Here is a 13,196-nt window from a genome sequence, read left to right on the forward strand (position 1 = left end):
CCAAAATTATTCGCACAGCCCATAAACACTGGAGCAAGTAGGAGTTTCCTCCATTTCGATCATTTTCAAAAAGTCATATTGCTTGCCGCCGTATGTGGTTTTGGACCATTCCACCCAATCGTAAATATCCTTTTTGTCATCGCCTTCAAGCGCCGGGAGAAAAGATGAATCTCCCCTTCTTGACACTTTCGCAACAAGGTCTTCCCATTCTGAAATACGGCGAACTTCTTCTGGAAAACGCCGCTGAATTTCAAACAGTTCACCTTTGTTGACGTTTATACAAGGCATACATCCAACGCGACTCATACCCATTTTATATAGCGGATTTGGTTCGATTCCGTATTTGCGGTGTATATCGAACACATCGCGCGCTGACCAATTGAGTAATGGCCTGTAAACCTCGTACCCCTCTGGCTCCTCCGATCTTTCAGGGAGTTTGGCACGCGCTGGACTTTCAGCAGCTCGAACGCCTTGCCAACTCACAACCTTGTATCCTTGATCAAAAAGAGGGAAATAGACTTGCTCAGCAATAGGAATTATTTTAAGGTATTGAGTGCAAAATCTAACTTTTGTGCTTGGGAAGCGCCCTTTCCAAAGGCACAAGTCAAGGAATGCGTTGCCTGTTGGGTGAAGATATTCCAAAGCCCTTACCACTATCGTCAAAGCCTCTTTGTCCGTTTTTCCCATCTTGAGCAACTTCTCCGGCCATTTATCACGCACATAAATGCGCTTGTTGGCAATGCGGTCTGTAAAATCCGGCTTTACTCGTTGGATCGGCCCTAGCTCCCGCTCAAGGTAGTCAATATATTCATAAGTCAATTCATGCTCGTTCCCGGTATCTGCAAAGACCGGTATGACCTTAACTCCCATTTCTTTGACTGCGTATATCCACATAGCGGCGCTGTCCTTGCCGCCACTTACACTCATAACGTTTGCTAGTAATTCTGTCATGTGGGCCTCCTCCATTCTGTATATCCCCTCTTTCTCCCCTGAGTAGGGGCAAACTTAAATTTAGATCACCTTTTTTAATTGAATATTTTGATTTTTCAATTTTCTATTACTCTATTAACCCTTTCTTTCTCCAAGCATAAAGATATCCATAGATACTTTCAGGTTTTACGCCGCACATTTCCGCTATCTCTCTATTGGATTTTCCTAATTTAATCTGTGCATTATACAAGTCTGGAGTTATTTTGTTTTCTGAACTTACAATAATGTCGCCTTTACCACTGAAAACACTGGAAGTATTAAATGTTCTAGCTGCCCCAATTGTCGCCTTGACCTTTTCCGTCCCAATCTCAGCAACGTTATTCCATAGGTCTGTTACCAGTGCTGCAACCAATGAATCAATCTCTTCCTTACGTCTTGGACCGGCTATGATACGTACATCATTGCTGAATTCGCGTATGAGGTGTTCCAGGGAGTCCATTTTCTGCCGGATCAGCCATTCGTAGCTATCCCAAGACTCGCTCTCAGATGGTGTTAGCTTCCACTTAAGCGCGTCCTGCCGCCCTCTCTTAGTCGTTGAAGTAGCCATAACCGTGAACCTCCGAAGGATGTTTTTGAGCGGATTGCCCAAGGGCATCCTGCATCAGTTTTAAAAAGGTTGTCATGTCCTGATCGTTCATCCCATCCAGCAATCGAACTTCTGCTGCTTTCAACTTTCGGCCCGATGCCGCCGCTAGTAAATCAACAGCAGGGCTGATACGATTCAAACATTGCTTCTTTTCAGCTTCCAACCGTCCGGCTCTGTCCTGCTTATCGTGATATTCCGTCCAGTCCTGTTCGTCATACCAAAATCGTTCACCATGCATTTCAGTGTAAACAGCAATCCATTGCTTCAGTTCCTCATCAGACGTTTGAATTCGGTCGTGGCAGACTCCATTTAATCGCATGGCGTTGCTCTTTACTCCGCGCCCACCGCGCCCTCTTGGATAGACATGATGCGTTGTAGTGGCTTCCTGACCGCAACCACATTGACAGCGACCGCCTGTTTCTTCGATTAACTCCTTTACCACGCTTGCCGGAAACTCTGCTCGGTCCGCTTTGCTGGGATTGGATTTGTGATGTGCCAAGATGTTCTGTTTCCACTCGGCAACGGGTTTCTTTTCCTTCCGCTTTGACCGCAGGCTATTATAAGCTTTATTCTCCTTCGGTTGCTTAACCGGCTTTGGAAACATCATCTTCGCACACCACCTTTCATTTGTTTGTACTTTAATTATCATCCAATAATGCTACGCACTTACTGCGGATTTACAGACTTTCGATGTATCCGGCATCCTCCAAAACCTTGTAATGACGCTCTCTTTCTGCCTGAGAAAAACGAATAGGCAGCACACTCATAGAAGCATAGAAGGCAATTGCCTCCCTGACTTCAATAGGCTGACTCTCCAGTTCAGAGAGATTCAAAACCATAATCGGCATAACCGTTGCCCCTTTCTATTAGGTAAGGAAATTTTTCCTGATCTATTCATTTGTGAAAGAACGATATATATAAAGGCCAGCCATGCACGGCCAGCTCGTGGCGGATTTCCGCGACACTCCCCGTTAGAAGGAGTGTTTCGACCAACCCCGCAGCAGGTCCAAGGCGCGTTTGCGCTCATCAGGCGGTTAATTACGCTTTGCTGCCTTTACCAGCGCAGCCAGGCTAATTACTAATGCAGCAATACTAATGACTAGGGTTGCTGTTTGCATAGCGGTTCACCTCCTTGGAAGGCTCCGAAGGGCCTGTTATTTGCGAAGCTCAATCCGATGCTTCCAGTATTCATTGACCTTCCCCGTTGAATCCTTAATGAAATAACACCGGCGGGATTCTTTTTCAAAAATGCCATCGCGCCATTCGCCAACTTCTTCATACCATCCACCACATTTACGAAACTGAACTGCATCGCCTTGAACAAACATTCTAATTACCTCCCCGCGTAAGCTCGCCAGCATATTTGGAGGGGCTGAAGCCCCGTTTATTCGTCTGTTATGCAAAATCCTCAACGCCATCAGGTCTGTATTCAACCATGTCATAACCGTGTTCAATTTTAATTTCGCCGCCGTCAACATCGTAGTATGTGGCGCTGCACGATACAAATTTGTTTTTGCCGCCAGTGTATCCAAGCTCAACAAGTACATATAATTCAGTTTTAAGAGCCTGTAAAGCTTTCCAAGCGTGGTTCCAATCGTTTCTGGCCTGCTCATACAAAGCAACGTCAACTTTATCTCTGCTGTTGCCGATCATTGTTCTGATTTCGTCCATTGCTGCATCTTTACGAGCTACGCTTTCTTCCATTCTTGCGATTTCCGATTTCAGCGCCATTACCTTCTGGTTGTTGTTTGTCATCGTCCCTTTGTTTACAAATTCCATCTCATCCACACTCCCAAGTTTATTATTTCCTTGCCTTATGTTAAGATTGGGAGGAGGGAGCCTCTAACTCCCTCCGGGAACCTATTTACGTTTGCGTGGGCGCTTACGTGGGGTTCCTTTTTTCTTTTCCTTGCCCGCCATCCGAAGAAGCATAACTGCTGTAACCAGTTGGATGATAGCGGTTAGGAGTCCGACCCAATCTTTCATTGTTTCACCCTTTCGGAGGTTTGTTCTTCAACCTCTTAATTACATTATACACTATCGTATATACACTGTATAGTATTCTTGACGATAAATATACGGAAATGTATAATCTATATTAAAAGAGGGTGAGAGTGTGAATATCAAACCAAAGTTGCTGAAAATTTTGAAAGAACGTGGGTTGACTCAAATTGATTTAGCAGAGATGGCAGGAATAACTCAAGCCGCCGTTTCTCGATTTGACCGGAATGTCCAATATCGGATTGACCATCTATTTAAAATTTCTAAAGCATTGAATTTGCCGATTGAAGAGTTGTTTGAAGTTGAGGAGCAAGAAGGGTAAATACCCTCCTATGCTCCTTTTGTTTTTCTTGGAACTAATGCAAGACCGCGGTTTGGTATTGATCTTCTGGCAAAACCCAAATGTCTTGATGAGTAAACATGAAAGTTTCACCTTCTGCAGACATTGACAGAGCAAGTAGAATAGATTCTGCCATCCCCTGAGCAGCATCCGGCGGTACCGCATTACCGATATACTCCCGCGCCTTTGCGTCGCTACACCCCACCAACTGGAACGGTCTACCGTCAGGCAAGTGGCTCGGGAAGCCTTGCAAAGCGGCAAGCTCATATGTCGTCAGTGGCCTGTGCCATGTGCCATCCTCCGCGATAATGACCATCACGCAGCGTTCGTTGTAATCAGGAATACGTGGGTCTGCAATAGCCGAACTACCAGAATGAACATCGCCTGAACCAGTTACCGTTGTAGCTGGCTCCTCCCAGCGCTGTACCCCGTATGATCCGGACCGTGGAGAACAGCCGAGGCGTGGGTCGCTGATCGACGGCGCTCCACACTGTACATCTGTTTGCCCAAGGATCGTATTTGATGCCTGCTCCCAATCCTCGACGCGGTACGTGCCTGGGTAACGCTGGCTGCGCGGGTTAAGGCGCGGGTCTGCTACTGACTGTCCACCGCTGCCAAGTGAATCCTCTCCAGTAATGGTTTGGGCTTGCCCATCCCACGGCCTGACTGCATAGCCGTTGCTACGGCGAGAACCATCCCGCCCATTTACTCTAGGATCAGCAATGCTCGATGCTGACTGCATAATCCTAGAGGCTCCTCGCACTGCCTTGGACGGTTGGCCCCAATCTTGGACACCATACGAATCTGGATGAAGCTTCGTCTTCACGCGGGCATCAGCTATCGCAATGGCCCCGCTGCCAAATCGGGTCCCAGTTACACAAGGAGCTGGCTCATCGGTACGAACAATGCGGTATACGCTGCCGTGACGGCTCTCGCGTTCGGTCAATCGAGGATCACCAACGCATGCAGCGCCGTTGTTTGGCCGTGCTGCCCCCGTTACTGTCGGCCCCGGCTCATCATGCTTAGAGACGCGGTAAATGGCGCGGTGCGTTCCCTCACCGAATCCGGTTCGCGGGTCGTTGACGGCTGATAGGCCATTGCTGCGTCCAACTCCGGCGCCGCCTGTTACGGTCCGTCCAGGTTTGTCCCATTCATCTACCGCCCAAGCTCCGCCACGCGGCTCATGTTCAAGCCGATACTTTTCAAATTCTACTTTTTCAAGGTCGCGCCAGTCTCCCCCAGCAGGTATAAAAGCCAGCCGCTCCCATGTCTTACGCTGGAGCATTGGTAATCTGTGGAGTGGGCCGCCTTGATCTTCGTTACCTGGCATAGGCAGGATGCCGATAACATCCCCAATCGTCCGGAGTGGTTTCTTTTCCGGCAAGTAAACAAAAGCAGGCATGCGTGACTCGTTACGCGCAATGAGCAGGTATCGCTTGCGCCGCTGCCCAAGCCCGCCTATTTCACCGCAATCGTGTGTCTCGTCATTTACTGCATAACCGTACTTTTTGAGTACCTGTTTGATTTGATCCAATATTGCCTTGCCGCGAGTCATAATTCGCGGCACATTTTCCATAAGGAACAGCTTTGGTAATTCCCCGCCATAGTCTCGGCATGCCGCCAGTGATATGTCGATACCGCGTATAGTTAACCGGTTGAGCGCTTGGTATTTCTTCGTTTTGGCCGATTTCTCCGGTAGCAGCCCACTGAACCCTTTACACGGCGGCGATGTGAATATTACGTCAGGCACCTGTTCGCCGAATGCCTTCCAGATGTCCCATGGGCTAGCCTCATGCCAATCATTTGAAGGGTCCTTGCCGAAGAAATCTGTGTACTGCTGGCGGTCAAACAGATCCATTTGGACAGCGCCGCCGCCCGTTATGAGATCATAGTTTCGGCAAACAATAGGATCGGAATCAATACTACAAATAGCCTTGAATCCTGCCATTTTGCCCATATATTCAGCCCTAGCTCCTTGAAACCCTAACGAGCCTCCACCAATTCCACCGAACAAAAAAGCAACTGTATGTTGTGTTTTCATTCTTCAGTCCCCCAATTCATAAGACGGCAGCACCAATTCGTCGTTTACAATGCTGGCTTCAACTTGATTAGGATCAGCTGCGCCCCAATGTCCGTGGTCTTTCAAGATCGATGCTACTTCCGGTGCATATGGTTCATCGATGTTGACCACCAAATAAACGTTTACCGACTTGCCTTTATGAAAACGGCTTTGGTCAATCTTCCAAAGTAATTGGTTGAGCTGCTGCCGCTCCGATTCGGTAAGATGATTTTGAATGTCCTCATTTTTCACGACAGTAAATTTCTGTTCCATTCCTTCAAATACGCTCATATTCCCCGTCCTTTCTGCTGATGTTCGAAACGATCGAGTAAAGCTTTCCGTGCCTTTTTGTTTTGAACCTGCTGTTTTCTGGCATCCTTTGTAGGCATCCAAACCCCGCGATATCTGGTTATGATCTGAAGTCTGAACTCGGGAAACCTTGCTTTGAACAAACGCTTCTTAACGCTAAAGGTGGATGTTTCAACACCCTTTACGTCAATGATAACCTGTTCTCCAGTTGCGAACGTTACCCTAAAATCCGCAATGTAGACGATCTTAGGCTTGTCCTGAAGGACAAATTTCGGCTGGCATTCAATATCCAAGACCGTTCCTTCTCGCTGAAGGGAAAGCAGTTCCTGATAATAGTTCGCCTCCATCTCGCTATCAAAGGGGATGCCCTCTATGCTTAAGTTGTATTTAACAATGTCCGAGACTGTGAATATCGTTCCATCGGCAGTTACTACTACTTTCTTGTTGTTGTATTTGCTCATTAGCCTGCCGTCCTGTACGGAAGGACGAGATGCATGCTATCAGGCTCCTCGACTCCGTAAATGGTGATTGGGGATGTTGGCCCGTCAAAGCACAAACGAGCGTGTTTGCAATCAAGTGACTTTAGAGCTATGACAGCGTATTCGATGTTGAAAGTTATGGTTATCGGGTTTCCTGTAATATCAGTTGCAGAAATGCTAGCATCCGCTAAACCAGCTTCAGTTTTTGCCACAACATCAATCTGTTCTGTTAACGTCAACTTGACCTTATGAACCTTTTCATCACTTGCAACGATATCTACATTTTCAAGTGCAGTTATTAAATCCTGAACAACCACCACTGCCGTTGTAGCATGAAACGATTTCATGATTTTATCAAGGTCGGGGAAAGTCCCTTCTAAAACGCGAGTGTAAAACAATAGTCCTTTGACCTGTGCAATTACCGCCGAATACCCGAATCTGAAATTGATATCTCCGTCAGGGAGTGCTTTGAGCATAGTTGCTAGATTATCGCTACTGATGACCGTTGAAAATTGTGAATCGGACTGAATTCCAATTAAGGTACGCGACATCCGGTTTCGATCCGTTGCCGTTGCTCTTAACTTGCTGTCCTTGAATTCAAAGCTAACTCCGGTTAAAACAGGGGCGCTTGTCTTATCGGTCGCCACGGAGAAGGCTGTTTTTTTGACCGCCTTTTTAAATACTTCAGCCGGTAGTGTTATCGGTTCCGCATCAACATCAGGAATTTCGGGATAATCTTCTGTCTCCAAACCCATCAGTTTAAACTTGCTGGAGCCACTTTTAATTGTGACCTCAAGGTTCTTGATTTCAACGTCCAACACATCGCCGGACTTATTCACAATCTCAACCATTCGAGCGCCTGGGAGAACAACACTGCCTACCCTAATGCTTTGGAAATCATCTGGATCAATTGTTTCGCGGATAAAAATGAATGAGTTCCCAGCCGTCATAGACAGTCCGTTTTCGTCTGAAACAAACAAGATGCCGGAAAGAATCGGAATAAGATTTTTACTAGGTAATGCACTAGCTACCCTCTTCAAAGGGTCGAGCAGGATATGTTTATCAATGCTAAACTTCATGACTTAACCTCGCTTTCTTTCTGAACTACGTCCCTGACTATCTGCTCTAACTCCGCTTCATAGCCTCTCTGGACGTTGTATCTATGGACAAATTGGGCAACAAATCGTTTGATATCAACCGGCTTATAGATAACTGCCAAGTCCCTGATACTGCTTCTCACATCGTTGTAGTCGACATTACTTTTAGTTTTACGTTTCCGCTCAATCATCACAATCACGCCTTTCCGTCTAGTTCTCTGGCAAGCCTGCGTATTTCCTCAAGTTCTTCAGGAGTCACAGAATCGCTCTTGTAACCCTCCGCAACGATGGGTATATGAGGCTTGCTGGAGCGCCCGTAACTGGACTGCGAAGGACTCGCCTTATTGATTTGTGCAGGCTTTTCTTCTTTCCAAGGATCATCAATCCCCGATGACTTGTAGCGCTTTAGAATGCCGTCTACGTAGCTGAGTGACCTTTTCCCTGCAATAACGGCTGCTTTCATTGCTTCACAAACCCATCGCTCCCCGTACTCGTCTATCATGTATCCAATCTTATCCGCCACAACAGAACTGAGTGTTCCGAATCCTTCTGACTCGAAAAGCTTGAAAGGATTGGCCTCGCCCGTACCAGTAGTAGATGTTTTTGAAGGAGAGGGTGAAAGAGAAGGTGAAGGTGAAGGAGAAGGTGAAGGAGAAGGTGAAGCGGACATTTGCGGCTCTCCACGGCTAACTTCGGCATTCTCAACATTCTCACTCTCGGCATTTTGGTGATCTTCGGTGTTTTGCGGTGTTGTGTCGTGAATCATTGCTTTGTTTTCGGTGTTTATTGGTATTTCTCGCCATTCTGCATCCATTGGAGGGCGCGGAAACGTTGATTTTTGGTCATCGTCACGCTTTCCAGCGGCGATATACGACTGATATTTGAACCATTTGCTCTTTTTTATTGCAATGAATCTCTTGCCTTCAAACTCATAACGCATCCACAATCCAGCATTAGAAATATGTTGGAGAGCTTCGTCAACCTCTCTTACGGTTACGTCTAAGCCTGGGCAAACAAGCAATTTAAACTGCCTAGCTTCGCCGCTCATGCGTCCCCAATCGTCCATATGAGGAATTGCCCAAGTATAGAGAAGTACCGGCAATAAGCCGTATTCAGTTAAGTCCGCAATTGCGCCGTCCGCGCTCATATCTGTGCTGATGTATCTCCGACGACTCATTTGTTCATTTCACCTCCTACCTGCCTCAAGGCTTTCAAAGTTCTCGCTGAACAATCCTTATAGCCCTTGGCAATGTTTTATCCCGTTCAATCAAACCCTTAATTTCCATGCGATCCAAATGTCCATGTGTCGTAGATGGTGATATTCCAACGCCCAAAGCAATTTCACGGACAGTAGGGGGATAGCCCTTATCCTTAGCGAATGATTTAATGAACTGCAAAATTTCTTCATGCCGGTCCAATGCATTCCCCTCCTTGCTATCTTCTTTCATTTGCCGGATTCGGAATTTCAGCCAGCAATACTTTCAGATTGTATTTCAATGAATTAATGACTTCTTTATTTGATTCAAAAGCATTATTCCATCTGACCTTGTCGGCTTCCAAATCAGCTTCTTCAAGCCTCAGCTCAACAATAGCAAGTTCGGCCCGCTGGGCTTTATCCTTAGGAGCTGCAAGATATGCTTCGGCGTACACCCGCTTACGTTCAGCGTATTTCCGCTTGTAGTCTCTTACAGCGTCCGCAGCTTTGCGCCCAATTAGGATCTGAATTTCGGATAGATAGTCAATTTTTCTTGCAAGCGTAGCCGGAAACTCCTGACTGCATTGATCAGCAAGGTAATATAGCTGTCCGATTGTTAACTGCTTGTCCTGCGTCAATGCAGTCACTTCCTTTCACTGTCAGAAGGGTAAGTCATCGGGGTTAATGTCTATCGGGCGACCATCATCCTTGAAAGGATCATTACCAGTTCGGTTTCCACCGCTGTAGGATGAGCCGGACGAGTTATCTCCGCTGCCGAAGCCACTTGAATTGCCGCCACTGTTACCTTGTTGTGGCGCTCCAATCTCGCGGTTGGACTCCAGGAACCGTACATTATCCGCAATGACCTCCGTAATGTATACTCGTCTTCCCTCGTTGTTCTCGTAATTTCGGACATTGATTCTTCCCTCAACTGCCGCCAAGCGCCCTTTGCGGAGATAATTTGCACAATTCTCCGCAAGTTGCCGCCATGTGACTATTGGAATGAAGTCCGCTTCGCGCTCTCCGTTGCCACTTGTAAACGGACGGTCAACTGCCAGTGTGAAACCTGCTGTTGCTACTCCGGCTGGCGTATAACGAAGCTCAGGGTCACGTGTGAGCCTACCAATCAATATGACTCTATTAAGCATGGCAACCTCCTACTTGATGCCCATAAGCGTGGCAAGCGTTTTGCATATGGCTGATTTATTTTTGAGCGTTATAGCATCTGGCAGTTTGAAACTGTACTCCGCTGCGATTGATTTGATTACCATATCATCGGATGACATTAAATCTGCCAGTGTTGAGGGGCGTTTTGGTTTAACTTCATTATTTGAAACCTCATCATCAGACGATTTATCATCCGGTTCCTCATCTTCGTTTAGAATGGCATTTGGAAGCTTAAACAGCATGTTTTTAACCTCTGATGCTTCCGTTTTGGTTAGATTCGCCGGATCGTTGTGAATGATGCCACCAGATTCAGCCTTGTAAAACTCGCGGAGTTTCGTATCTTCAGTAAATCCTTTCGTGGACGCAAGCGATTTGAGCATTTGATACCCCTTGGAATCAATGATTTTCGCTCTACCTCCAATTGGAGTCTTCAATTGATCATTCCGCGCTGCGCCGGTTGTCATGTCATCATCCAATGTTCCAAGGTAGGCATCAGCCCCTACGCCCAAGAATGACGTTGCCCGCTTAATTCCTTTGGTTAGGCATCCCTTCCGCGCCGATCCTTTTTCAAGGCTTTCGTGGTCTGAAGGGATCGGCTCCAACTCATGGACGGTCAGCCATTCCCATTGCTTGGATTCTGGATTCAAGTCCCGATATCCGATTTGCAGAACAATTTCGCAACTGGACGTAAACTTGACGTATCCGCCCGCCGTAGCCGTTTCCTCGCACTCTTCGTCTACTGCCTTCCAACGCCATTGAGTCGGGCCAAATACCCAATTCATACGGTCAATGTGTGCCTGATAGGAGTATCCGATTGAGTCATAGCCCTTACCTGTCTCCGCAGCCGTTGCAGACTGTATAGCGGCGCTGTTGAGCGGCATACGGAGCAATGGGAGCAGTTTGTTTATATCAGATGGGGTAAAGGGGGCTTGGATCGGGATCTCGATTCCCACCGCCTTAGCCGCCTCCTGCAACCTCTCAATTTCGCTTAATGGAACTTGAATTTCATTCATAGGATGATTCCTCCCCAATAAAGGACGCTCTAAATTGATCAGAAACAACAGAAAGAGGTTGTCCAGCAACAAAACGAGCTTCAAAGTGCTGAACGTCTGGTTGATCATATGTTTCAATGGACTCTCCATAATCCACGAATACTGGATACTCCGATTTCGTAAGCTTGCGAACCAAGTTTGAAAACTCCAGAAAGCAAAGAATCTCTTCCGATGTAGACAGTAGCCGGACTTCCTTGCCGTCAAATGTCGCCTTGAACGCTGGCTTCATTTCGCCAGTGCTTTTCACGATTTCGAAAAGCCGGATAGATGCGCGGTTCAAATGCACCGAAACAGTTTCCAATTGCATCTCGCAACGCTTGATGTTGAAAACCTTCACGGCGGCAATAAGCTTTTCAGTATTTTCTATAACCTTCATCGCTTGTGTCTTCTCCGCCAGCAGTTCGCGTTTCCGGCTCTTGGCACCGTCTTTCGCTTCCTTCATAACTTGTACCCGCATGTTGTGCTTATTGGTGATATCAAGCTTGTCTTCCAGCGCTGACAGTTCATTACGCAACGAGAAAAGTGTTTCTGCGTTGGTGCCGTTAAAGGCCGCTGTCGCCGCTTCATTGGCTTTTTCAATATCCGCGATGTGTTCTTTGGCTTCCTTGATTTCAGCGTTGTTCACGGCCATCTGCTTGCTGATTGCTTCATTCTTGGTATTGGCATCCGGCGCAAGATCAATTTCATGACCGCAATTAGGACATGCCACGGTATTGGCATCAAAAGAAAGTTTCTCGTTCAAGAGTTGGTTGTCATTTTCCAGCTTGCGGATAAGTCCCTCTAACTCGTCTGTATCCTGAAGCTTTGGTTTTGCTGACTCAATTGCGGCGATTGATGATTTCAAAAGATCAATTTCAGAGGTATCAACCTCAATGGCATCAGGGATATCAGCATCCAGAGCAGCTTGTACTTCTTCCAGCCGTCCAGAGATGAGCAACAGTTCTTCTTTTTGCTCCTTCAGGTACTGCCGCTGAGTAGTCATGTAATAGTTGGGATCGATAAGGCTCTTGCCCGTCAACAGTTCAGCTACAAGCGGATCTTCTTCAGCCAACACTTCCAACACTGTCTCCTGCTTAGGAGTAGGGATGAGGGGAACAATCTCTTGCTCCAGTTCCTTGTCCGTCATCCGTAGCAGATAATGAGGAAGAAATGAGGCTAAGAAATGGGCACGGTTGCCTATAATGGTATCAATCATGTCCTGAGGACTTGCTGCCCCATTAATGAAAAGTGTGTTTTCCGTCTTGCCTTTCAACTTCAGCACGCGGCGCTCGATCACAAAAAGACCGGCCTGCGTGTCCAAATGAATGATAATGCTGAATTCATTGCTGTCTTTGTTCATCAAACGGTCCGCTGCTCTTTCCTTGCCGAAACGATCAGTACCCGCTATGCAAAAGGCGATTGCCTCCCCAATAGAGGATTTCCCAAGGCGATTCCTGCCAACAATCAGGTTGGATTTATCAAAATGAAAGCAATGGTAGCCCTCAAAAATGCGGAAGCCCTTAACCTCGACTTTACGAATAAACATTTACAATTCTCCCTCTCGTATGATAATGTGAGGGTAATATCATGCGATCAAACAAGATATTACCCTTGAAAAGTCTGCCCGCCAGCAGGCTTTTCCTCGTTTTCAAGACCATATTTCTTTTCAAAAAACTTCTGATATTTATCATGAAAATCTTTCTTCGCTTTTTTAAACTTCAATGCCAGCAAAAGATGCTGATCTCCCTCAAAGGTTTTTCCTTCCTCATAAAATGCAATCGCCTTACTCGCTAAAGCTACAGCAGCAAGCTCAATTTCTCTTCCGTCCAATTCCACACAAGCGTTTGATGGTAACAAGGAATGAACCTCCCTTCTTAGCCCGACTATAGAATTCATTCCGCTCGGCAGGCGTTAGGTACTTCTGAACCTTTACTACAGTCTT

At 46.7% G+C, this 13,196-nt stretch carries 18 protein-coding genes; 1 reads left to right on the forward strand and 17 read right to left on the reverse strand.

Annotated elements, in window-relative coordinates; all coding sequences use genetic code 11:
* Positions 1-6 precede the first annotated feature (6 nt).
* The 6 genes from ACX93W_RS05375 to ACX93W_RS05400 all read right to left on the reverse strand — a co-directional run bounded on the left by ACX93W_RS05375 (position 7) and on the right by ACX93W_RS05400 (position 3,355).
* A complete protein-coding gene (locus ACX93W_RS05375) occupies positions 7-951 on the reverse strand; it encodes a phosphoadenosine phosphosulfate reductase family protein (protein WP_459391276.1) in 945 nt (314 codons plus the stop codon).
* 106 nt (positions 952-1,057) lie between these two features.
* A complete protein-coding gene (locus ACX93W_RS05380; protein WP_459391277.1) occupies positions 1,058-1,537 on the reverse strand; it encodes a hypothetical protein in 480 nt (159 codons plus the stop codon).
* Positions 1,518-2,183 (reverse strand): HNH endonuclease, encoded by a 666-nt coding sequence (locus ACX93W_RS05385; protein ID WP_459391278.1) that lies wholly within the window; start codon positions 2,181-2,183, stop codon positions 1,518-1,520. Before ACX93W_RS05385 ends, ACX93W_RS05380 begins: the two co-directional genes overlap by 20 nt.
* Positions 2,184-2,253: 70 nt before the next feature.
* Entirely contained in the window at positions 2,254-2,424 is a 171-nt protein-coding gene (locus ACX93W_RS05390; RefSeq protein WP_459391279.1) for a hypothetical protein, read from the reverse strand.
* A gap of 306 nt (positions 2,425-2,730) precedes the next feature.
* The gene (locus ACX93W_RS05395) at positions 2,731-2,904 is read right to left on the reverse strand and encodes a hypothetical protein (protein ID WP_459391280.1); all 174 of its coding nucleotides are present in this window, start codon (positions 2,902-2,904) and stop codon (positions 2,731-2,733) included.
* A 67-nt stretch (positions 2,905-2,971) separates the two neighbouring features.
* Positions 2,972-3,355 carry a hypothetical protein gene (locus ACX93W_RS05400; protein ID WP_459391281.1) on the reverse strand — a complete coding sequence of 128 codons (384 nt, stop codon included), beginning with the start codon at positions 3,353-3,355 and terminating at the stop codon, positions 2,972-2,974.
* Positions 3,356-3,692: 337 nt separating this feature from the next.
* Between ACX93W_RS05400 and ACX93W_RS05405 the strand changes: the two genes are divergently transcribed.
* A complete protein-coding gene (locus tag ACX93W_RS05405) occupies positions 3,693-3,899 on the forward strand; it encodes a helix-turn-helix domain-containing protein (protein WP_459391282.1) in 207 nt (68 codons plus the stop codon).
* A 34-nt stretch (positions 3,900-3,933) separates the two neighbouring features.
* Here ACX93W_RS05405 and ACX93W_RS05410 read toward each other — a convergent pair whose 3' ends face one another.
* The 11 genes from ACX93W_RS05410 to ACX93W_RS05460 form a co-directional block, all read right to left on the reverse strand.
* On the reverse strand, positions 3,934-5,958 hold the full coding sequence (locus ACX93W_RS05410) for a DNA cytosine methyltransferase (protein ID WP_459391283.1): 2,025 nt from the start codon (positions 5,956-5,958) through the stop codon (positions 3,934-3,936).
* A 3-nt stretch (positions 5,959-5,961) separates the two neighbouring features.
* The gene (locus ACX93W_RS05415) at positions 5,962-6,267 is read right to left on the reverse strand and encodes a hypothetical protein (RefSeq protein WP_459391284.1); all 306 of its coding nucleotides are present in this window, start codon (positions 6,265-6,267) and stop codon (positions 5,962-5,964) included.
* Complete coding sequence (locus tag ACX93W_RS05420) at positions 6,264-6,746, reverse strand: DUF1064 domain-containing protein (protein ID WP_459391285.1); 483 nt, start codon at positions 6,744-6,746, stop codon at positions 6,264-6,266. The genes ACX93W_RS05415 and ACX93W_RS05420 overlap by 4 nt, the downstream gene beginning before the upstream one ends.
* Positions 6,746-7,843 carry a DNA polymerase III subunit beta gene (gene dnaN, locus ACX93W_RS05425; protein ID WP_459391286.1) on the reverse strand — a complete coding sequence of 366 codons (1,098 nt, stop codon included), beginning with the start codon at positions 7,841-7,843 and terminating at the stop codon, positions 6,746-6,748. Before dnaN ends, ACX93W_RS05420 begins: the two co-directional genes overlap by 1 nt.
* A gap of 214 nt (positions 7,844-8,057) precedes the next feature.
* The gene (locus ACX93W_RS05430; RefSeq protein ID WP_459391287.1) at positions 8,058-9,038 is read right to left on the reverse strand and encodes a DnaD domain-containing protein; all 981 of its coding nucleotides are present in this window, start codon (positions 9,036-9,038) and stop codon (positions 8,058-8,060) included.
* A 34-nt stretch (positions 9,039-9,072) separates the two neighbouring features.
* A complete protein-coding gene (locus ACX93W_RS05435) occupies positions 9,073-9,279 on the reverse strand; it encodes a LexA family protein (RefSeq protein WP_459391288.1) in 207 nt (68 codons plus the stop codon).
* Between the two features lie 16 nt (positions 9,280-9,295).
* A complete protein-coding gene (locus ACX93W_RS05440) occupies positions 9,296-9,703 on the reverse strand; it encodes a hypothetical protein (protein ID WP_459391289.1) in 408 nt (135 codons plus the stop codon).
* 12 nt (positions 9,704-9,715) lie between these two features.
* Positions 9,716-10,204, reverse strand: coding sequence for a single-stranded DNA-binding protein (ssb, locus tag ACX93W_RS05445; protein ID WP_459391290.1), 489 nt, complete (start codon positions 10,202-10,204; stop codon positions 9,716-9,718).
* A 9-nt stretch (positions 10,205-10,213) separates the two neighbouring features.
* Positions 10,214-11,236: an RAD52 family DNA repair protein gene (locus tag ACX93W_RS05450; RefSeq protein ID WP_459391291.1), complete on the reverse strand. Its 1,023-nt coding sequence runs from the start codon at positions 11,234-11,236 to the stop codon at positions 10,214-10,216.
* Positions 11,229-12,800: an AAA family ATPase gene (locus ACX93W_RS05455; RefSeq protein ID WP_459391292.1), complete on the reverse strand. Its 1,572-nt coding sequence runs from the start codon at positions 12,798-12,800 to the stop codon at positions 11,229-11,231. Before ACX93W_RS05455 ends, ACX93W_RS05450 begins: the two co-directional genes overlap by 8 nt.
* 59 nt (positions 12,801-12,859) lie before the next feature.
* Complete coding sequence (locus ACX93W_RS05460) at positions 12,860-13,111, reverse strand: hypothetical protein (protein ID WP_459391293.1); 252 nt, start codon at positions 13,109-13,111, stop codon at positions 12,860-12,862.
* Positions 13,112-13,196 lie beyond the last annotated feature (85 nt).

Source organism: Paenibacillus sp. CAU 1782 (assembly GCF_054551715.1).

Coding starts and splice junctions, on each gene's coding strand:
- ACX93W_RS05395 (WP_459391280.1), bottom strand. CDS start 2,904: ATGTTTGTTCAAGGCGATGCAGTTCAGTTTCGTAAATGTGGTGGATGG.
- ACX93W_RS05400 (WP_459391281.1), bottom strand. CDS start 3,355: ATGGAATTTGTAAACAAAGGGACGATGACAAACAACAACCAGAAGGTA.
- ACX93W_RS05375 (WP_459391276.1), bottom strand. CDS start 951: ATGACAGAATTACTAGCAAACGTTATGAGTGTAAGTGGCGGCAAGGAC.
- ssb (WP_459391290.1), bottom strand. CDS start 10,204: ATGCTTAATAGAGTCATATTGATTGGTAGGCTCACACGTGACCCTGAG.
- ACX93W_RS05410 (WP_459391283.1), bottom strand. CDS start 5,958: ATGAAAACACAACATACAGTTGCTTTTTTGTTCGGTGGAATTGGTGGA.
- ACX93W_RS05420 (WP_459391285.1), bottom strand. CDS start 6,746: ATGAGCAAATACAACAACAAGAAAGTAGTAGTAACTGCCGATGGAACG.
- ACX93W_RS05455 (WP_459391292.1), bottom strand. CDS start 12,800: ATGTTTATTCGTAAAGTCGAGGTTAAGGGCTTCCGCATTTTTGAGGGC.
- ACX93W_RS05385 (WP_459391278.1), bottom strand. CDS start 2,183: ATGATGTTTCCAAAGCCGGTTAAGCAACCGAAGGAGAATAAAGCTTAT.
- ACX93W_RS05390 (WP_459391279.1), bottom strand. CDS start 2,424: ATGCCGATTATGGTTTTGAATCTCTCTGAACTGGAGAGTCAGCCTATT.
- ACX93W_RS05450 (WP_459391291.1), bottom strand. CDS start 11,236: ATGAATGAAATTCAAGTTCCATTAAGCGAAATTGAGAGGTTGCAGGAG.
- ACX93W_RS05430 (WP_459391287.1), bottom strand. CDS start 9,038: ATGAGTCGTCGGAGATACATCAGCACAGATATGAGCGCGGACGGCGCA.
- ACX93W_RS05380 (WP_459391277.1), bottom strand. CDS start 1,537: ATGGCTACTTCAACGACTAAGAGAGGGCGGCAGGACGCGCTTAAGTGG.
- dnaN (WP_459391286.1), bottom strand. CDS start 7,843: ATGAAGTTTAGCATTGATAAACATATCCTGCTCGACCCTTTGAAGAGG.
- ACX93W_RS05415 (WP_459391284.1), bottom strand. CDS start 6,267: ATGAGCGTATTTGAAGGAATGGAACAGAAATTTACTGTCGTGAAAAAT.